The following is an 18,588-nucleotide window of genomic DNA, read 5'->3' as shown; positions in this document are numbered from 1 at the left end:
ACGGTAGTCATAAACTACTCGAGTTTCACCTTCTGTAAGAAGACCACTTGATTCACCTGAACGTTTTTGAACAAGTTCATAGACCTTACCGTCTGCTGCTGTAATGCTGCTTGGTACTGAATCGGTAACATCATAGTTTTCTTCTGTTAGTGTTACTTCGTCACGACTTGAGAGAACAACATCTCCTGATTTTGTGACATACGTTTGGGTACGGCTGACAACACCTTCTTTGGCTACTAAGTCGTCCTTGATTGATGTGTCTGTTCCTTCTAACAAGTACTCAACAACCACTGTTCCCGTAACTTCAGTCGGCTCACCGTCTGCTGTTTCTTCCGTTACTAGACGGTAGTCATAAACTACTCGAGTTTCACCTTCTGTAAGAAGACCACTTGATTCACCTGAACGTTTTTGAACAAGTTCATAGACCTTACCGTCTGCTGCTGTAATGCTGCTTGGTACTGAATCGGTAACATCATAGTTCTCACCAGTTGTTGTTACTTCATCACGACTTGAGAGAACAACATCTCCTGATTTTGTGACATACGTTTGGGTACGGCTTACAACACCTTCTTTGGCTACTATTTCGTTCTTGATTGCTGTGTCTGTTCCTTCTAACAAGTACTCAACAACCACTGTTCCCGTAACTTCAGTTGGCTCACCGTCTGCTGTTTCTTCCGTTACTAGACGGTAATCATAAACTACTCGAGTTTCACCTTCTGTAAGAAGACCACTTGATTCACCTGAACGTTTTTGAACAAGTTCATAGACTTTACCGTCTGCTGCTGTGATACGGCTTGGTACTGAATCAGTAACATCATAGTTCTCACCAGTTGTTGTTACTTCATCACGACTTGAGAGAACAACATCTCCTGATTTCGTGACATACGTTTGGGTACGACTTACAACACCTTCTTTAGCTACTACTTCGTCCTTGATTACTGTGTCTGTTCCTTCTAACAAGTACTCAACAACCACTGTCCCCGTAACTTCAGTTGGCTCACCGTCTGCTGTTTCTTCCGTTACTAGACGGTAATCATAAACTACTCGAGTTTCACCTTCTGTAAGAAGACCACTTGATTCACCTGAACGTTTTTGAACGAGTTCATAGACCTTACCATCTGCTGCTGTAATGCTGCTTGGTACTGAATCTGTAACATCATAGTTTTCTTCCGTTGGTGTTACTTCGTCACGACTTGAGAGAACAACATCTCCTGATTTTGTGACATACGTTTGGGTACGGCTGACAACACCTTCTTTGGCTACTACTTCGTCCTTGATTACTGTGTCTGTTCCTTCTATCAAGTACTCAACAACCACTGTCCCCGTAACTTCAGTTGGCTCGCCATCTGCTGTTTCTTCAGTCATCAAACGATAGTCATAAATAACAACCAATTCTCCTTCTGACAACGTGCCTGTTTCTTCACCTGAACGTTTTTGAACTAATTCATAAACTAATCCATCATCCGCAGTAATGGTTTGTTCTGTGAATGGCTTGGTGTCATACGTTTCGTTAGTAGCTGTTGTTTCGTCTCTTTCTGATACTAAGACGTTACCAGATTTAGTCACATAATGTTGGGTACGACTAACGACTGCCTCTTTTGCCACAACTTCATCTTTCAGTTGTGTTTCCGTACCTTCGATTAGGTATTGAACAAGAACTCGACCGTTTGTTTCAACCACATCACCTTCTGGACTTTCAACCGGCTCAACTTCTCTATAGTAGTGAATGATGCGAGCTGGCGTATCATCTACGACCTTATAAGCACGAACTACTCCATAGATTTCTCGACCGGTATAGGTTGTTGTATCAGCATCTTTACCAGTAAAAGTCACATCTCTCTCTGTAGCTGACCAAGTTTCGTTAAGTGGTTCAGCTGTTGTCGTCTCTGTTGCATCGATACCATCAACACTTGTTGAAGCTGTTGCTGTGAAGCGACCGTCGTAAGTCTGACGTATTTTTTCAGCTTCTACTTTTGCTTCCTGTTTCATGTATGCTTGAACAACCGAATCTATTTTTGAGATTTGTTCTACAACTTGTTTAGCCGTCAATGTTTCAGGTAAAGCCAAAGCATATTGTTTAAATAGATCAAATTCTGGCAACATTTGATTCAGTTTTGCGATGAACTCTTCATCAGTTGTTGAATCAAATACTGTATCTGTCACGTTATTTTCAGCATAAGTTGTGAACTGGTCGCCTCTTGTAGCCCAAGGAGTTTGTTTGCCAGATTCAGAGCCATCATAAACTCCTGCATTAAAACCTTCTCGTCTAAAACCTTCGTCAGTTTTGACCATGGTCATGCTCGTGAATGGGTAATTCTCTGGTCTAGCAAATCCACCAAATACTCGACCATTGACCATGTATTCCAAAGCAACTCTTCTTGGTAATTCAGTCAACTTCTTATCACGGAAATAGGTAGTTACAAGGTCACTTACTCTATCCTCATAGTCAGCATAATACTGTTCCCCAAAGCTGTTTTCATACACAAACGGCCATGTTGTGTCTCCACCAATATACCATGTCGAACCTCGATAGGTATAGGTTTTGTCAAGTGCTTCACCCTCTACGACCGATTTCTCTGCTAGTAAATCTCTTTCAACGACAATAATATTGTCATTAGGAGTAAATGTGATCGCACTTAGGTCTTTTTTCGTACCATTTTGATAAGCAGAAAGAACACTCGCATCATCAGTAGCACTGTCTGTTTCGACAACATTGCCATATTGACCATCAGTGAGTTCTTCAACAATGTAAGTTTTACCGCTGACATTATTATAGTTTACTCCACCGTTAGCTAAGTGCATATTTTCAACACTTGTGCTTACTTTAATATCGTTAAATGCCGTTTCAGTTACTTTGTTACCTTGAACCTTTTCTGTGCTAACATATTCATAAGTTCTATCAGATGTTTCAATGGTTTCTTTACGTTGCTCATCTACAGTAGAAGCTACGACTGTTTCGTTACCACGGTAAGCTTTACCATCCGTTTCAGCATTCATACCTTCTTTATCATAATCAACGTCAATTGTTCCACTTGATGATACTTCAACGTTTGGCTCTAATTCTACCGTTGTGCCTTCTTTGACGTATGAAATTGTAGTTGTTTCTGTATAATCTAAGGTAACTGTTCCTTCTGCGTCCCCTGTGTGATCTAAAACTGCTGGAGCCGTCTCTCCTGATTCAACAACAGCCGAATACGTCACTGTATCATTATCTACAGTATCTGTAATTGTCGTATCAGCTGATACAGACGGAGCTGCCACAGCTGCTGCTCCCAAAACGAAAGCTAACGTTCCCAGTTTAGCCGATTCTGTTCGACCATTTTTATATTTTCTCAACGAAAAAATTTCTTTAGTTTGCATAAGTACCTCCTAGTATGCGTTGATACGCAGTTAGATGTTTTTCTGTTAAATAATGTTCAGCTATCGTTGACGAGTGATAATAGTCTTTGAATTCTAACTCACTCAACTTTTCGAATGCCTCAATGTTTGAATCCATTTTGGCATAGTAGTTATGTGCTAAATCGACCTTTGATAAGAACAACACCAATCCATGAGTTGACGCTTCAATAGCTGAATTTGCAAAGCATTCACTCTCAGAGTTGGAGATGTAGGCTTGATGTTTTTCGTAAGGTACTTGATCTAAAATTCCAGCATAAACAACATTGTCATACTGTTTATAAATCGTTTCATTACCATATACTGTCAAGGTTTTATCTGGTAGCTGTTGCCCAAAATAATCAATTAGTTCTGTTACCCGTTTGACATCTGACACGCCAACCGTGCAAAAGTTGTCAAGGTTTTGATAAGTTTTTCTCTCAACCTTATCAACTGTGATGGGGGGTAGAAACGTGGTTTTAATATCCACCTTTTCCAGTCGTTCTTGTAGAACTTCTGATGACGAGATAATCTTTGACCATCGACAAATATTAGCTCTCATCTTGGGAGATAAAACGTTATGGTGTAGAACTGTGAAAAATTTCTTATTGGTATTGACAACAAATCTTTTTATTTTTAGAGGTTGCCCAATAACTTCATCACTAATAATGACGTCACTACTGTTACAATTATCAACTAGATAATCCACCATAGACTCTAACAAGGTGTCATTTGTCCCTTGCTCAATCATACCGTTTTTATCATATAGAGTATATGAGCTTAAGTTATAAGAATATAGTTCTTGACTAGTGTAATAGTGAAATACTCCGTCATCATCAACCGCCCACAACACATACCCATCTATCTCGCAACACTCCTTTATTGGAAAAGGAATGTCTTCTTTTTTTACTGATAAAAAATCTCTTGATATGGATGATTTATCGAGCACACTATGGTATTTGTTGACACCTTTAAAGTGTAAAAACCAGGGTTTATTGGGCTTATAAGGCAATTGTGACAAAATCAATTTATGTGAAATTTTCAACCGGTTACACATCTTTTGTCTAGTTTGAAAAGTACTGACAAAACCAGTAACCGTATTAGGAAAACGATAAAATATAGTGTAAACCGTCATAAAATTTGTTCCAAATATACTTTTATTAAATTTGTTGTTACACCCTTCAAGATCTGGTGACTATTCATTAGGCCACAATTGATAATTGATGTTGTAACTAACGGTTAGATGACTAACCAAGGCTTGAGATTTACTTTGCAAAACCTCCTTAGTTTCATCTGAGTGGTTGAGCAAATCAGTCTTGGTATAGTACCTCATGTTTCAGGTCAACTTGATGTTTTGATTGATCGTCTATATCAGACTAAGCGGTCATTTCTAGTCTCTTTTGCTGATATTTTCATAAGATTGAAGAATATCTTTGATTGACTTTTTGGGGTGCCAGTTCAAAGTCTTTTTAATGTTTTCGATATTAGTTTGCGATATGGCAACATCACCAGCTCGCCGACTTGTTATCTGATAAGGTTTTTTTATCTGTTTAACAATCTCTAATACTGAAACACTTTGACCACTACCTAAATTAAAGAGATGAAACCCTCTTAAATTCAATGCCTTAATATGCGCCTCAACTAAATCATCAACATGAATATAATCTCTTATAGCTGTTCCGTCTTCCGTTGCATAATCACCTCCATAAATCATCAAAAAATCATCTTGATTCAATTTTGAAAAAAGACTTTGATCTTTTTGATTGAGTAAAGGATGACAGCCTGCTGGATTGGTATATCTAAATATTGTTGCATTGATCGAGCTGTGTTGTAACACCTGTTCAAAATCTAATTTATACTGGCTATATGGATTATTTGGTTTAGGCTCATCCGTTTCTTTTGTAATGATATCCGTCTCACCATAAACAGAAATTGATGAACTAAAAATCATATAGTCACAATGATAGGTCATCATCGTATTCAACAGATTAACAGAACCAGTATAATTATTATCGTAATAGTTATCTTGGTCTTCCATTGAGTCCCCTATTGATTTTAATGATGCCATATGAAAAACAACATCAATTTGATGGTTTTGAAAAATATCGTCTAACGGTTCTCTAATATCTCTTTTGTAATAAGTAAACGGTACAAGATTTTGCAAATGCTCCGCCGTGATTGAATGACTTTTTTCATTGTCAACAACGAATAACTTATGGTTTTTTAAGGCTAGACAAAGATGTGAACCTAAATAACCTAGTCCACCTGTTACTAAAATATTCATTTTTCTTTCGCTTGATCGATCTTTTTCATCAGAACTTCCTAAGGCTGCAAATAATGGAAAATTCTTATTAGTATTATTCTTATAGCCAATAATGACAATACCAATCACCTTAATTTTACCCCCCCCCCCCTCTATTTTGTCAAATTATTTGTTTATATTAAATAATTTAGAAAACAAAAACGAATTAACTAATCGTTAATTCGTTGGGGTATCTTTTTTCAAAAATGCCAGACTTTCATCAATCCAATTGGGCAGGGCTTTAGCTAGAGGTTTGAAACCAATTTTATAACGGCTATTGGAAAAACGATGTTTGGGTTGAGAGATATAACCCTCTTCTTCCAAACTACGCAGGGATAGGCTGATTTTTTGGCTATATTCATCCAAATCAATGATCTGAACCGTCACTTTTTGACCGACACTTAAATTTTTGTAAATATTATCAATATAACCTGCCTTAACTTCTGAAATGTGAATCAGACCAATTTTGTCTTTTTCCAGCTCAACAAAAGCACCATAAGGCTTGATACCCACAATCTGACCGTTTAGTTTATCTCCAATTTTCATGTTTGAATAACCTCAATAGCTGTGATGATGACGTCTTCCTTAGGCTTATCAGCAAAATCCGTTTCCACTGCAGCAATCTTATCCAAAACCTCATAAGAAGCTTGATCTAACAAGTGACCAAAAACGGTATGACGACGGTCTAGATGGGGAGTGCCCCCCTTAGTATAACGCTCAGCAATCTCTTTTGGCCAGCCACCTCTCAGCAATTCCTTGGCACTATATGGAGAGTGCTGATTTTGCACAATAAAGAACTGACTACCGTTAGTATTTGGCCCTGCATTTGCCATAGACAAAGCACCACGAAGATTGTAGAGTTCTTCAGAAAATTCATCTTCAAAACTATCGCCGTAAATCGACTGGCCACCCATACCTGTTCCAGTTGGATCACCACCTTGAATCATAAAATCATTGATTACTCGATGAAAAATCACACCTTCATAATAGCCATCCTTTGCTAAGGCAAGAAAGTTGGCAACTGTTTTGGGTGCCAAGTCATCAAATAATTGTAAGGATAAGTCGCCCATATTAGTTTTAATAATGGCTTGACTTCCTTGAACTTGATCTAGATGCAATTGAGGCAAGCTAAGTTGGGCTTCAATTAAACCTAATTCGACCAAGGCATGATAAATCCCGTCTTCTTCCACTGTTTTTGTCACGTAATCAGCCTTGGCTTTCAAGGCATCAACCGCATTGCCCATGGCAATTTTTAGACCGACAACATCAAACATCTCCAGGTCATTCAGACCATCACCAAAGAATAAAATTTGCTCTGCTTTCAGCTTTTCTGTCGCCAGTACTTCTTCCAAGCCTCGTGCTTTGGACATGCCGGTTTGAACCAAATCAGAAGAATGCGGATGCCAAGGAACTAAACGCATGTCTTGAGCTAAACAGTCAGGTAGCACAAGGTCAGCATTGGTTTTTGTAAACGTCCACATCTGATAAACCGCATTGGTCTGATAAAAATCTGGCAGAACAGGACAATCACCATAAACGGGCACCAAAGCCTCATCAATGATTGGACTTGATTCAGACACGACTGGCTGTCCTTCTTTTCCAACAAATCCGTAAGCTATATTCAGCTCTTGACACCAAGCCACAAAGGCTGCCACTTGTTCTTTCTTAAAAGGTTGATTGAAAATCTCCTTACCTTTTTTGTCGATGACGTAGGCGCCATTTAAGGTCACAAAGTAATCTGGTTTCAGGTCACGAATTTCTGGAACAACACCATACATACTACGTCCTGATGCAATCCCTGTCAAAATCCCTTTAGCTTTCAGTTGCTCAAAAACCATGGTAATCTTTTCAGGAATATAGCCTGTATCCTTAACTCGTAAGGTATCGTCAATATCAAAAAAGACTGCTTTGATTTTTTTTGCCTTGTATTTTGTTTTAATATCCATTTTATGTTCTCTCCATTCACTACTTCTATTATATCATCTTAATCATCTTGAGCAACTAAGTGATGACGAAAAGCATAAACGACTGCCTGCGTGCGATCTTCTACTTCCAATTTGGCTAAGATGTTTGATACATGGGTCTTAACCGTTTTCAAGGAAATAAAGAGTTCATCAGCAATGGTTTGATTGTCATACCCCTTGGTCAAGAGTTTCAAAACATCACGTTCACGCGCTGTCAACTCATCATGTAAATCAGGATGTTCATCATGGTACTTGATTTTCTTATCGACTTCTGTTTCAATGGCTAGCTCGCCTTGGGCTACTTTACGAATACTGTGGAGAATCTCTGCTGCACTAGAGGTTTTGAGCATGTAACCTTTAGCTCCAGCCTCAATGACGGGGTAAATTTTTTCATTATCCAAATAAGAAGTCAAGACTAAGATTTTAGCTGTCTTCCATTGTTTTAAGAGGGTTAAGGTGGCTTCGACACCATCCATTTCTGGCATAACCAAATCCATAACCACCACATCTGGTTTTAATTCTAAGGCGAGTTTCACACCTGTCTTACCATCTGAGGCTTCAGCGATGACTTCCACATCTGCTTGTAAATTGAGAAAACTTTTCAGTCCTAGACGCACCATTTCATGATCGTCAATCAAAATCACGTTAATTTTTTCCATCTTCTTTCCCTTTCACTATCGGCACATGAATATCCATAGACACCCCGTTACCAAGACTGGTTAAAAAAGTCATCGTGCCTGCGAGATCGTCAACTCGTTCTTGTATATTGGTCAACCCATAGCTTAATTCACGAGCAACATTGAGATCAAAACCACGGCCATTATCCACCATTTTCAACTCAACTTCTGTTTCTTTTTCTTGTAAATAAACTTCTAAACGAGTCGCTTGAGCATGCTTTAAGGTATTACTGATAAATTCCTGAGCAATCCGAAAAAGGTTATCTTCAATCACTTTAGGAAGTTTACCGATTGATTTATGATAAGTAACCTCAATATTGCTCTTATCTGTTAGTTCGCGTAAAATCATGGCCAAACCTTGTTCCAGAGTTCTATCTTCTAGCTCAGTTGGTCTGAGATGCAGCAACATCACTCTCAAGTCATTTTGAGCCTTACCAAGTATCTCTTCCACAGCAAGCAATTGAGTTTTGAGTTGGTCTGTTTCTAAACCATCTAAACTCTGAGAAAGACCTGAAATCATCATGGAAGACGCAAAGAGTTCCTGACTCACTGTATCATGAAGGTCTCTTGCAATTCGTCGTCGTTCTTGTTTGACAATTTCCTGACTGTTCAAGATACGGGCATTTTCAGTATTTTGTAAACTCGTGGTTAAACGATTAACCTTGGTTGACAGACGCATGAGATTACGACCTGTTTCGCTATCAATTTGTTGAGGAATGGCTTGGTTATTTAAAATTCGTCGTAAATTATGGTTGAGGTGACGCTTACTACTGTCATCCATGATGACCCAAAGCAAGACCAATAAAATTAACAAGGAGAAAATTAACAGGGTGATTGAAAACAAAAAGCGTTCTAAAATCCAGGTATTGTTGATGAGCTGAAAAACATCTAATTCCAAGCTGGTAATAATGGTAAAAACCATAGAAAAGATGGCTAGCGAGGAGTAGATGAACAATAGTACTAAATAAGATTTTCTCACAGGCGTTTCACCTCAACTGAACCAGCAATCACACTGACAATCAACTTGACTGATTTGAGTAAATCTTGATCGGCTGGCTGACTTAATTTGATACTTTCATTACGCAAATCATAAGCTGGAAAATCAAAATACGTCACATTGCCATATACCGCACTGACATCTAATTTGACCGTTACATCAAGGGGGACAAGAATTTGGGTAGGACCATAAACCTTACGAATGACAATGACATTATCCTTGCCTTTCACAATAACTTGAGAAAGGTCAATAATGTCACTTCCTGTCACCCTGATGATATTGATGTCATCAAAACAATAATCATCACTTATTAAATGTTGTTTACTACCAATCCACTTGTTACGTTTTGGTCTAACATCTAGTTCGTCTTTTTCAAACTGAATCAGGGCCCTGCGGTTATTTTGCTTCACTTGAGAAAAATGATTGATTAAGATATAGGCAACCGCAAAAAGAATGGCGGCAATCACATAGGGATTGAGCATAAAAATCAAAAAAAGCAATAAAAGACCAGCGGTCAATAGAAAATTGCTACGACTTCCCAAATTATAAAAACGCAAGACTAAGAGAACCATGACCAAAATACAGACTGCTGCTGAGAAATCACTGGCCAAAATGGTTAAAAAAGCCATGGTTAAGAGTAAACTCTCAACGACTAAAAACAATTGAAATTTTTTCACCAGGCTGTCCTCCTACTTCTTGCTATTTTATCAAAAAAATAAAAAAAATTCATTTCCCTTTCATTGCTACAAATAAAAAACTGAGTCTAGACTCAGTTTTTTATTATTCTCCCAAACTGCTTGATTCCGTTTCTGATTCAATCTGACTAGAAGAACTTTCTTTATCCAGACTGGTTGATGTCGATGAAGTTGAATCAATTGTGCCACTGGAACGACTACTACTTGTCGATTCAGAAACAGTCGTTGTCGTTGTGTTACGACTAACGCTTGAGCTTGGTGAAGAAACTTCTAGCACTTCTAAATAAAGGCTGATACCATCTGAATTAGACAGACTAATCGTGTCACCATAGTAAGGTGATTGGGCAAGTACAAGCGTGGCTGCGTTTGGCGAGGTTACCACTTGACTGCCATCAGCTGTATAGGCGGTAATAGATGATGTTGAGATTCCCAAATCTGTCAATTGATTTAGGGCTTCTTCATAACTAAGCCCAACTAAACTTGGCATCATCACTTCTTCACTCGTTGCTACTTGAAAAACAATCTTTTTCTTTGATTGTGGGTCGAATTGACTGCCTGCTTTAGGAGTTTGTGAAAGAACTGTTCCTGCTAAATACTCCTCGTTAACCTGATACTTAACTTCAATTTGAGATTCCAAAACATTATAATTCGCAACCAAATCACTGACAGCTGTTTGGTAATCCATCTCAAAATAATCAGGCATGGTAAACGTATCCTCTGAAGGTTTGGCTGAACCAGTTGAAAGATAAAGGTCTATCTTTGCCCCTTCACGACGCTCTGTCCCTGCTACTGGATTGGTTCGAATGACTTGTCCAGAAGCAACTTTTTCATTTTCTTCTTCATAGACATTTCCCAAGGTCAAGCCTGTATCTGCCAAGGCCTTTTTAGCTGTCGCCAAATCCTGTTCAGCTAAATTAGGAACGGCTATCGTTTGTGGTCGAGTTAATAGGAAAAAAGCAAGCAATAGCGTTAATAAGGCAAAGCAGGCAAACAAAATCTTGAGGGTTGCTGGAAGTAGCTTTCGTTTTTTATTAGTGTTTTTTTTCTTAACTGGCACTGACTTCGGTGCTAGTTTTGAACTAAATGCCATCTTTTTGGGTTGCTTTAATAACTGCTCTGTGGTTGATTTAGCTGTGCTATTCTCAAGTTGAGGTTTGATTTTATTAGTTGTGGCATCATCATTAAACATCAACTTCTTTTCACGCAAGCGCTGCGTATTAAGAACCGTTTCCAAATCTTTACTCATCTCATCAGTTGAACGGTAACGATTTTCCTTTTTCTTGGCAGTCGCTCGAATGACCACATTTTCCAAGGCTTGAGGAACCTGAGCGTTACGCTCAATAATAGAAGGCAAGGGGTTTTGGAAATGCTTAAGAGCAATGGCCACTGCACTATCACCATCATAAGGAATCTGCCCTGTTAACATTTCAAAAAGCATTATCCCCATAGCGTAAATGTCGCTTTGAATGGTCGCTTTAGATCCTCTAGCTTGTTCAGGTGACAAGTAGTGAACACTACCTAGCATTGAATTGGTCTGAGTTAGGCTGGTTTCAGCAAAGGCAACAGCAATACCAAAATCTGTCACCTTAACCGTACCATCCTTGGTCAATAAAATATTTTGTGGTTTAAGATCACGGTGTACAATACCTTGTTCATGTGCCCTAGTCATCGCTGATAGGACTTCTTTCATGATTCGCACCACTTCTTGATTAGAAAGGGGAGCATACTCTGAAATATACTTTTTCAAGTCTGCACCGTCAACATATTCCATTGCTAAGAATTGCTGACCGTCCTCTTCTCCAATATCTCGAATCGCAACAATATTAGGGTGGCTAAGTTCTGCCATGGCACGCGCCTCACGTTGAAAACGTGCAATCGCCACCTGATCAGTTTGATAATTGGTTCTAAGTACCTTGATGGCTACTCTTTCATTATCTAAAATCAGATCCTTGGCTAGATAAACATCCGCCATACCACCACGTCCGATTGATTTTAGGATACGATAACGACCAGCAAATAATTTGCCAATCTGTATCATTACCCTTCCTCACTTTCTAGGTGCAATAAGGCTACTGTAATATTATCAAGTCCACCTGCTTCATTAGCTAAAGACACTAATAATTTAGCCTTATTTTGCAAATCCATATCCTGTTCAAGAACATCAATAATGTTTTGTTCTGAAATCATATTGGTCAAGCCATCACTATTAACAACCAAATAATCACCTGGTTCCAAAGTTTGCATACCTAATTCCAACTCAACAGGTTTATGTTGCCCAATAGATTGGGTAATAATATTTTTTTGTGGATGATTAGCGGCTTCTTCAGGAGTGATTTGACCAGCTTTAACCAGTTCATTCACCAAAGAATGATCACTAGTCAAGAGTGTGTAGGTTTGTTGACGAACCAAGCCAATTCGTGAATCTCCTAAGTGAGCATAAACGATACTATTATCAACAATAGCAAGTGCTTCAATGGTTGTTCCCATTCCTTTATAGTTATCATGCTGACCCAAGTCATAGATCTTCTGGTTCTCTTTTTCAACAACATCATTGAGCCAGTCACGAATTTGACTGACATCTGTCAGATCTGTATTAACCCACTCTCGACCCAAGTCTGTCACAGTCATTTCACTGGCAATATTACCAGCTCGATGTCCACCCATACCATCAGCTAATAATAATAGGGTGATACCTGCTTTATTATCGTATTTATTGATATAGTCTTGATTACTTGACCGTTTCTGGCCAATATCTGTTAAAAGTGCTAATTTCATGTGTTTTCTCCTGACCGAGTCAGTCTCCTTTCATTCTATGACTTTCGTCTTAGCTGACCTATAAAAAATCCATCTGTTTGGTATAGTTCAGGTGTGATAACCAAACAACCATCCTGTTCAATATTTGTTTGGGGATGACTTAATACCACCTGTTCAAAATTAGGATGGCTAGCCAAAAACTGTCTTAAAACGTCTTGGTTTTCTTCCTTAAAAATCGTACAAGTACTATAAGTCAATAAGCCACCTTTTTTTAGTACCTGACTAACACTATCTAAAATGGCGAGCTGAATTTCTTGTAAACTTGCAAAATCTTGTAGCGATTTATTATATTTAATATCTGGCTTACGACGCAATAGACCAATCCCTGAACAAGGGGCATCCACTAAAATTTTATCAAAAGTATCTGGCGCAAACACCTGATGCACCTGAGTGGCGTCTAAGCGTTTGGTGACTATCTTATCTGAAAGCCCTAGACGCTTGGCATTGTCTTTTACTAGAGCTAGTTTGTGGTCATACAAATCCAATGCTATCACCTGTCCTGTTGTAAGATAGCTCGCTAAATGCGTGGTCTTACCACCTGGGGCACTACAAGCGTCAAGAACTGTTTCGTGACCTTGCAAGGCTAAGGTTGGAGCAACCAATTGACTCGACTCATCTTGAATCGTCAACTCCCCTTTTTGAAACGCTTCTGTCCCTGCAAAATAACCAGTGGTCTTGACTAGCCCTACTTCTGACAGTACAGACACTTTTGCTTCAAATTCTTGAGCCAATCTGGCTAAATTGGTTGGATTGGTCACTCGTACACTCGCCTTACTTCTAAGCAATAAACTCTCAAAAATAGCTTCTGCTCTAATTTGACCAAATTGTTCAATTAGCTTAGACACCAACCAAACTGGCAAGGAATAGACAATTGAATAACGTTTATTGACGCGTTTAATCGCCTTGGGATTTGGTAATTCTTCTTGACTCATTCGCCGTAAAACCGCATTGATAAGTTTGTCCGCACCTTGATGGCTTGACTTAGCTTTAGCCAACTCAACGGCTTCATTGACAATAGCATGAGCTGGCAGTTTATCTAAATAAATCAACTGATAGCTACTCAGCAAAAGCAAGTCATAAACCCAATCTTCTAGTTGATTACGGTCTGCCAAATAATGCGACAAATACCATTCTAAAGTGATTTTACGAGCCACTGTCCCATAAACAAGTTCTGTAACTAGACTCTTATCCTGTGAGGATAGCTGGCTATTAGCTAAATGCTTGTTAAGAGCGAGATTCGTGTAAGCATCCTGTCTTAAAATCTCTTGTAAAATAATCAGAGCTAGCCCACGCGCACTGGTTCGCCACTTATTTACCAAAGTAATCTCCTACCTTCAAATCTCGACCAAGCCCATTGAGAAAATCACTAATCAACATCTTAGGCTTGCCTGCTGGTTGAACTGTCACTAAGGAAATCGCCCCTTGACCAGTTGCCACCACTAAACTCTTTTTGGTTTTTTCAATAATTTGCCCAGGCTGACCTCGACCGTCAACCACTGTTACTTGATGAATTTTGAAGCGTTGACCGGCCAAGAAAGTATGGGCGACTGGCCAAGGATTCATCCCTCGTACTTGATTAAACAAGTTCCTTGCGGGCTTATTCCAATCCAAGATTTCTTCTTCAGGTTTGATATTAGGAGCAAAGGACACTTGACTCTCATCTTGAGGTTCTGGTTTTAAGTCACCAGAAAGATATGCGGGTAAGGTTTTCAAGAGTAAGTCACGACCAACCACAGCTAGCTTGTCAAAAAGCGTGCCCACATTATCCTCATCTAAAATGGGAATACTAGCTTTAGAAATCATGTCACCTGCATCCATCTTTTTGACCATTTCCATAATGGTGATCCCAACTTCTTTTTCACCATTGATAAGGGCATAATGAATCGGTGCGCCACCACGGTACTTGGGTAGCAGCGACGCATGAACATTGACAGAAAAACTTACCGACTGCAACAATTTTTCAGGTAAAAACTGACCAAAAGCAGCCGTTATAATCCCATCTGCTCCCAAATTCATCAAATCAGCCATCTCTTTACTACCCGATAATTTTTCAGGCTGATAGCACGGCAAATCATAACGACGTGCCACTTCTTTAACTGGCGTTTCTTTTAATTCCTTTTTACGCCCGACTAGGCGATCCGGCTGCGTTACAACAGCAAGCACTTGGTAACGGTCATCAGCTAAAAGACCTTCTAAAACCGTGGCAGAAAATGTTGGGGTTCCCATAAAGATTAGTTTGGTCATTCCTACTCCTTATCTTACTAAATTAGCTATTATAATATCTACTCATTTTAGCATAATTTTTAAAAATTAGCACCTAAAAGATGATTATAGTAACTGTTGGGGTTCACTATCAATCACTAGACGCAACTCGCGATTTTCTGGTAACTGCGTTAAGGCTAAAATATGGTTCAGAGCTTCTTCCAACTTAGATTCAAAACGATATTTGATCAAAATTTGATAATGATAAAGATTGTGGGTTCGAGCCACTGCTTTTGGGGTAGGGCCCAAAAATCGAACTTGATCAGATAGAACATTTTTAAGATAGCTTAGGACTTCGTAAGACTTTTCAATAGCGACTTCTTCTGTTTTATGAGAAATATTTAGCACCACTGTATAGTAATAAGGAGGATAGCTTAGCTGTTTTCTGTTTTGCATTTCATAGGCGTAAAACCCTTCATAATCTTGATTTTTGGCAAATTGAATAGCAAAATTCTTAGGATTATAGGTCTGAATAAGGACCTCCCCTTTTTTCTCTGCCCTACCAGCTCGACCAGCTACTTGGGTCAAGAGTTGAAAGGTGCGCTCAGCCGCTCGAAAGTCTGGTAAATTGATGGCTGTATCAGCATTGAGCACACCAACTAGAGTCACATTAGCAAAATCTAACCCCTTGGCAATCATTTGTGTCCCCAAAAGAATATCTGCCTTATGTTCTCCAAAGGCCTGTAAAATACGTTGATGGTCTCCTTTTTTCTTAGTTGTATCAACATCCATGCGTAAAATCTTGGCTGTCGGTAGCAACTGTTGCAATTCATCGTAGGCTTTTTGAGTCCCACTGCCATAGTAACGAATATGGCTACTGCCACAATGACGACATGTTTTAGGAATGCCTTTCTGCCAGCCACAATAATGGCATTTTAAAGATCTCGTGTCCATGTGCAAGGTAAGCGATAAATCGCAATTAGAACAATTTTCTACTTGACCACATTCACGACACATGACAAAACTAGAATAACCTCGACGGTTGAGTAGTAAAACCACCTGTTCATTTTTAGCCAGCCGCTCTTTAATCTTATCTAGCAAAAGAGGGGTGACATTAGCCATTTCTTGTTGACCAAGATAGTCACGAAAGTCCACGATTTGAACGGTAGGCAAACTAGCCTTAGGATTGGCTCGTTCTTTAAGATAGACCAAATCATAGACATCACGACTGGCTCTGGCTCGACTTTCTAAACTAGGCGTTGCCGAACCCAAAACCAATACCGCTTGATGATATTTGGCTCGCAAAAGAGCCACATCTCTCGCATGATAACGAGGATTGGATTCTTGTTTATAACTGGCTTCATGTTCTTCATCAATAATGATCGCACCAATATTATCCAAAGGCGCAAAAATGGCTGAACGAGCTCCCACAACCACTTTGGCTTGACCTGTTTTTATCTTTCGCCATTCGTCAAATTTTTCGCCGTCTGATAAGGCTGAATGTAAAATAGCGACCTGCTGACCAAATCGTGAAATGAACCGACTGGTCATTTGAGGAGTCAAGGAAATCTCAGGAACCAAGACAATCGCTGTTTTAGATGCTTTTAAGACCTCAGCAATCACCTGCAAATAAACTTCCGTTTTACCACTGCCAGTAATGCCTTGTAATAAAACTGGCGTCTGCACGGTTTGACCTATTTTAGCGACAATTCGTTCAAAAGCCTTCTGTTGTTCCACATTCAGTTGAAGGGGTCTTGACGATTCAACTTGCTCAAAATAGAATTGACTACGACTAACTTCTTTTTCTGAAATCTCCAAAGCACCCTTATCAATAAAATAGCCCACCTGATCTCGAGAAAAATCATGATAAAGAGATTTAAGTAAACCATCTGAATGAGTTGTTAGATAATCACGCAATTCCAAGCGTTTCTTAGCCCGTTTAGAAATTTCCAAGTCAAGTAAATGGTCTAATTTAACTCGGTAATAACGTTCTATTTTCAAGGTTTTTCTATCTTTTGCCTGATAGGAAGTGATGATTTGACCTTGCTTAACCAATTGATTGACCTTAGTCTGTAAAACAGGATTTACCTTGGACCAAGGTATTTCAGTCTTATCACCAAAAATAGCCTGCCTATCTTCTGGTAGTAACTGGTCTGTCGGTTGCAACAATCGGTCATAATTAGAATTCAAAAGATTGGGCAGCATGGCTTTCAAAATCGAAATTTTATAAGAAAAGACTGAATGACGCAGCTGATTAGCCAAATACAGCTGTTCACTTGTCAATACTGGCCAAAAATCAAGGACAGCCACAATTGCTTTTAAGTCTTGAGATGACTGATTCTCTGTAATATCAACCACAAACCCCTGTAGCAAACGATTGCCACGACCAAATGGGACATGCACTCGGCTCCCCAACTCAATATTGGACAAAAGCTCATCTGGAATCAAATAAGAATAGGGTCTATCCGTCTGCATCAAGGGAATATCCACAATAACTTGGGCAACTTTCATTTATCCTCCCTATATAATGAAAAATCTAAGATTAAAATCTTAGATTTTTCCACCTTCTTCTTCTTTTTCTTTAGCAATTTGCTCTTTAATCCGTTGCTCTTCAGCTTCACGGAAAAGACGTTCTTGTTCTTTTTTCAAAAGTGCTTGTGCACGTTTTTCTTCTGGATTGGGGTGCACAGTGACCAAACCTGCCTCAATTTCTTCCAAGGCTTGCAAGGTTGACTTAACTGAGGTGAATGTCATTGTTGCCTCAGCTCCAGCCTCTAATTCATGAGCTCGTTTAGCTTGCAACATGACTAACGAATACTTTGACGGTACCTTATCCAATAAGGTATCAATCGACGGTTTTAACATCATAAGATTTACTCTTTCTAACTTTATCTCTTGGCTGTTGTCGCTTTAATGATTTGATCGTAATGACCAATCACACGCTCGACACGAAAATGCTCCGTTTCAATAATACGTTTGACTCTTTCAGCAGCTAGTGACACTTCATCATTAACAACCACATAGTCATATTCTCGCATCAAAGCGATTTCTTCCTTAGCTCGCTCGATTCGTTGAGCAATCACTTCTTGACTGTCTGTCCCTCGACCAACCAAACGGTTTTGCAACTCCTCTAAGTCTGGTGGCGTTAGGAAAATAAAGACTCCATCTGGAACTTTCTTTTTGACCTGCAAGGCACCTTGTACCTCGATTTCTAAAAAAACATCAATGCCCTTATCCAAAGTTTCATTAACATAGGTCAATGGTGTTCCATAGTAGTTACCGACATACTCTGCATATTCCAGCATTTGCCCCTGACGAATTAGCTCTTCAAATTCTTCACGACTACGGAAAAAATAATCAACGCCATCAACCTCACCTGGACGTTGCGGACGGGTGGTCATTGATACCGAATACTCAAATTTATGATCTGGGGTTGAAAAAATTTCTTGCCTCACTGTCCCTTTACCGACACCCGAAGGTCCCGAGAAAACAACTAACAGCCCACGTTCAGACATCTTACACTCCTTGTTTGTTCTCACTTAACAGTTTAACAAAATCTAAG

General features: G+C 39.2%; 15 protein-coding genes and 1 pseudogene. All 16 read right to left on the bottom strand.

Annotation, left to right across the window (positions count from 1 at the left end; translation table 11 throughout):
- Nucleotides 1-3,360, bottom strand: a pseudogene (locus FRX51_RS03675) (hypothetical protein); the annotation flags it as partial.
- Entirely contained in the window at nt 3,350-4,126 is a 777-nt protein-coding gene (locus FRX51_RS03670; protein ID WP_146495944.1) for a hypothetical protein, read from the bottom strand. The pseudogene FRX51_RS03675 and the gene FRX51_RS03670, both read right to left, overlap by 11 nt.
- A gap of 444 nt (nt 4,127-4,570) precedes the next feature.
- Entirely contained in the window at nt 4,571-4,708 is a 138-nt protein-coding gene (locus tag FRX51_RS05845; protein ID WP_222430692.1) for a hypothetical protein, read from the bottom strand.
- 57 nt (nt 4,709-4,765) lie between these two features.
- Entirely contained in the window at nt 4,766-5,767 is a 1,002-nt protein-coding gene (locus tag FRX51_RS03665) for an NAD-dependent epimerase/dehydratase family protein (protein WP_146495943.1), read from the bottom strand.
- An 87-nt stretch (nt 5,768-5,854) separates the two neighbouring features.
- Nucleotides 5,855-6,223: a S1 RNA-binding domain-containing protein gene (locus tag FRX51_RS03660; protein ID WP_146495942.1), complete on the bottom strand. Its 369-nt coding sequence runs from the start codon at nt 6,221-6,223 to the stop codon at nt 5,855-5,857.
- Nucleotides 6,220-7,623 carry a Cof-type HAD-IIB family hydrolase gene (locus tag FRX51_RS03655; protein WP_146495941.1) on the bottom strand — a complete coding sequence of 468 codons (1,404 nt, stop codon included), beginning with the start codon at nt 7,621-7,623 and terminating at the stop codon, nt 6,220-6,222. Before FRX51_RS03655 ends, FRX51_RS03660 begins: the two co-directional genes overlap by 4 nt.
- Nucleotides 7,624-7,661: 38 nt before the next feature.
- Nucleotides 7,662-8,300 (bottom strand): response regulator transcription factor, encoded by a 639-nt coding sequence (locus tag FRX51_RS03650; protein WP_146495939.1) that lies wholly within the window; start codon nt 8,298-8,300, stop codon nt 7,662-7,664.
- Nucleotides 8,287-9,297 (bottom strand): sensor histidine kinase, encoded by a 1,011-nt coding sequence (locus FRX51_RS03645; RefSeq protein ID WP_146495937.1) that lies wholly within the window; start codon nt 9,295-9,297, stop codon nt 8,287-8,289. Before FRX51_RS03645 ends, FRX51_RS03650 begins: the two co-directional genes overlap by 14 nt.
- Nucleotides 9,294-9,992 carry a cell wall-active antibiotics response protein LiaF gene (liaF, locus tag FRX51_RS03640; RefSeq protein WP_146495935.1) on the bottom strand — a complete coding sequence of 233 codons (699 nt, stop codon included), beginning with the start codon at nt 9,990-9,992 and terminating at the stop codon, nt 9,294-9,296. Before liaF ends, FRX51_RS03645 begins: the two co-directional genes overlap by 4 nt.
- A gap of 103 nt (nt 9,993-10,095) precedes the next feature.
- On the bottom strand, nt 10,096-12,048 hold the full coding sequence (pknB, locus tag FRX51_RS03635; RefSeq protein ID WP_146495933.1) for a Stk1 family PASTA domain-containing Ser/Thr kinase: 1,953 nt from the start codon (nt 12,046-12,048) through the stop codon (nt 10,096-10,098).
- The gene (locus FRX51_RS03630) at nt 12,048-12,785 is read right to left on the bottom strand and encodes a Stp1/IreP family PP2C-type Ser/Thr phosphatase (RefSeq protein WP_146495931.1); all 738 of its coding nucleotides are present in this window, start codon (nt 12,783-12,785) and stop codon (nt 12,048-12,050) included. Before FRX51_RS03630 ends, pknB begins: the two co-directional genes overlap by 1 nt.
- Before the next feature lie 35 nt (nt 12,786-12,820).
- Nucleotides 12,821-14,143, bottom strand: a complete 1,323-nt coding sequence (rsmB, locus tag FRX51_RS03625; RefSeq protein WP_146495929.1) for a 16S rRNA (cytosine(967)-C(5))-methyltransferase RsmB — start codon at nt 14,141-14,143, stop codon at nt 12,821-12,823.
- The gene (gene fmt, locus FRX51_RS03620) at nt 14,133-15,068 is read right to left on the bottom strand and encodes a methionyl-tRNA formyltransferase (protein ID WP_146495927.1); all 936 of its coding nucleotides are present in this window, start codon (nt 15,066-15,068) and stop codon (nt 14,133-14,135) included. The genes rsmB and fmt overlap by 11 nt, the downstream gene beginning before the upstream one ends.
- Before the next feature lie 84 nt (nt 15,069-15,152).
- On the bottom strand, nt 15,153-17,537 hold the full coding sequence (locus FRX51_RS03615) for a primosomal protein N' (RefSeq protein ID WP_146495925.1): 2,385 nt from the start codon (nt 17,535-17,537) through the stop codon (nt 15,153-15,155).
- Nucleotides 17,538-17,576: 39 nt separating this feature from the next.
- Nucleotides 17,577-17,894, bottom strand: a complete 318-nt coding sequence (gene rpoZ / locus FRX51_RS03610; protein ID WP_186603346.1) for a DNA-directed RNA polymerase subunit omega — start codon at nt 17,892-17,894, stop codon at nt 17,577-17,579.
- 20 nt (nt 17,895-17,914) lie between these two features.
- Nucleotides 17,915-18,541 carry a guanylate kinase gene (gene gmk, locus FRX51_RS03605; protein ID WP_146495923.1) on the bottom strand — a complete coding sequence of 209 codons (627 nt, stop codon included), beginning with the start codon at nt 18,539-18,541 and terminating at the stop codon, nt 17,915-17,917.
- Nucleotides 18,542-18,588 lie beyond the last annotated feature (47 nt).

The sequence above is a fragment of the Streptococcus sp. sy010 genome, from assembly GCF_007859175.1.
GTDB lineage: Bacteria > Bacillota > Bacilli > Lactobacillales > Streptococcaceae > Streptococcus.
Note: the sequence above shows the minus strand (reverse complement) of the source record. Positions and strands in the feature narration are given on the sequence as shown.

Coding starts and splice junctions, on each gene's coding strand:
- FRX51_RS03670 (WP_146495944.1), bottom strand. CDS start 4,126: ATGATTGAGCAAGGGACAAATGACACCTTGTTAGAGTCTATGGTGGAT.
- pknB (WP_146495933.1), bottom strand. CDS start 12,048: ATGATACAGATTGGCAAATTATTTGCTGGTCGTTATCGTATCCTAAAA.
- rpoZ (WP_186603346.1), bottom strand. CDS start 17,894: ATGATGTTAAAACCGTCGATTGATACCTTATTGGATAAGGTACCGTCA.
- FRX51_RS03615 (WP_146495925.1), bottom strand. CDS start 17,537: ATGAAAGTTGCCCAAGTTATTGTGGATATTCCCTTGATGCAGACGGAT.
- FRX51_RS03655 (WP_146495941.1), bottom strand. CDS start 7,623: ATGGATATTAAAACAAAATACAAGGCAAAAAAAATCAAAGCAGTCTTT.
- FRX51_RS03650 (WP_146495939.1), bottom strand. CDS start 8,300: ATGGAAAAAATTAACGTGATTTTGATTGACGATCATGAAATGGTGCGT.
- gmk (WP_146495923.1), bottom strand. CDS start 18,541: ATGTCTGAACGTGGGCTGTTAGTTGTTTTCTCGGGACCTTCGGGTGTC.
- fmt (WP_146495927.1), bottom strand. CDS start 15,068: ATGACCAAACTAATCTTTATGGGAACCCCAACATTTTCTGCCACGGTT.
- FRX51_RS03660 (WP_146495942.1), bottom strand. CDS start 6,223: ATGAAAATTGGAGATAAACTAAACGGTCAGATTGTGGGTATCAAGCCT.
- FRX51_RS05845 (WP_222430692.1), bottom strand. CDS start 4,708: ATGAGGTACTATACCAAGACTGATTTGCTCAACCACTCAGATGAAACT.
- FRX51_RS03630 (WP_146495931.1), bottom strand. CDS start 12,785: ATGAAATTAGCACTTTTAACAGATATTGGCCAGAAACGGTCAAGTAAT.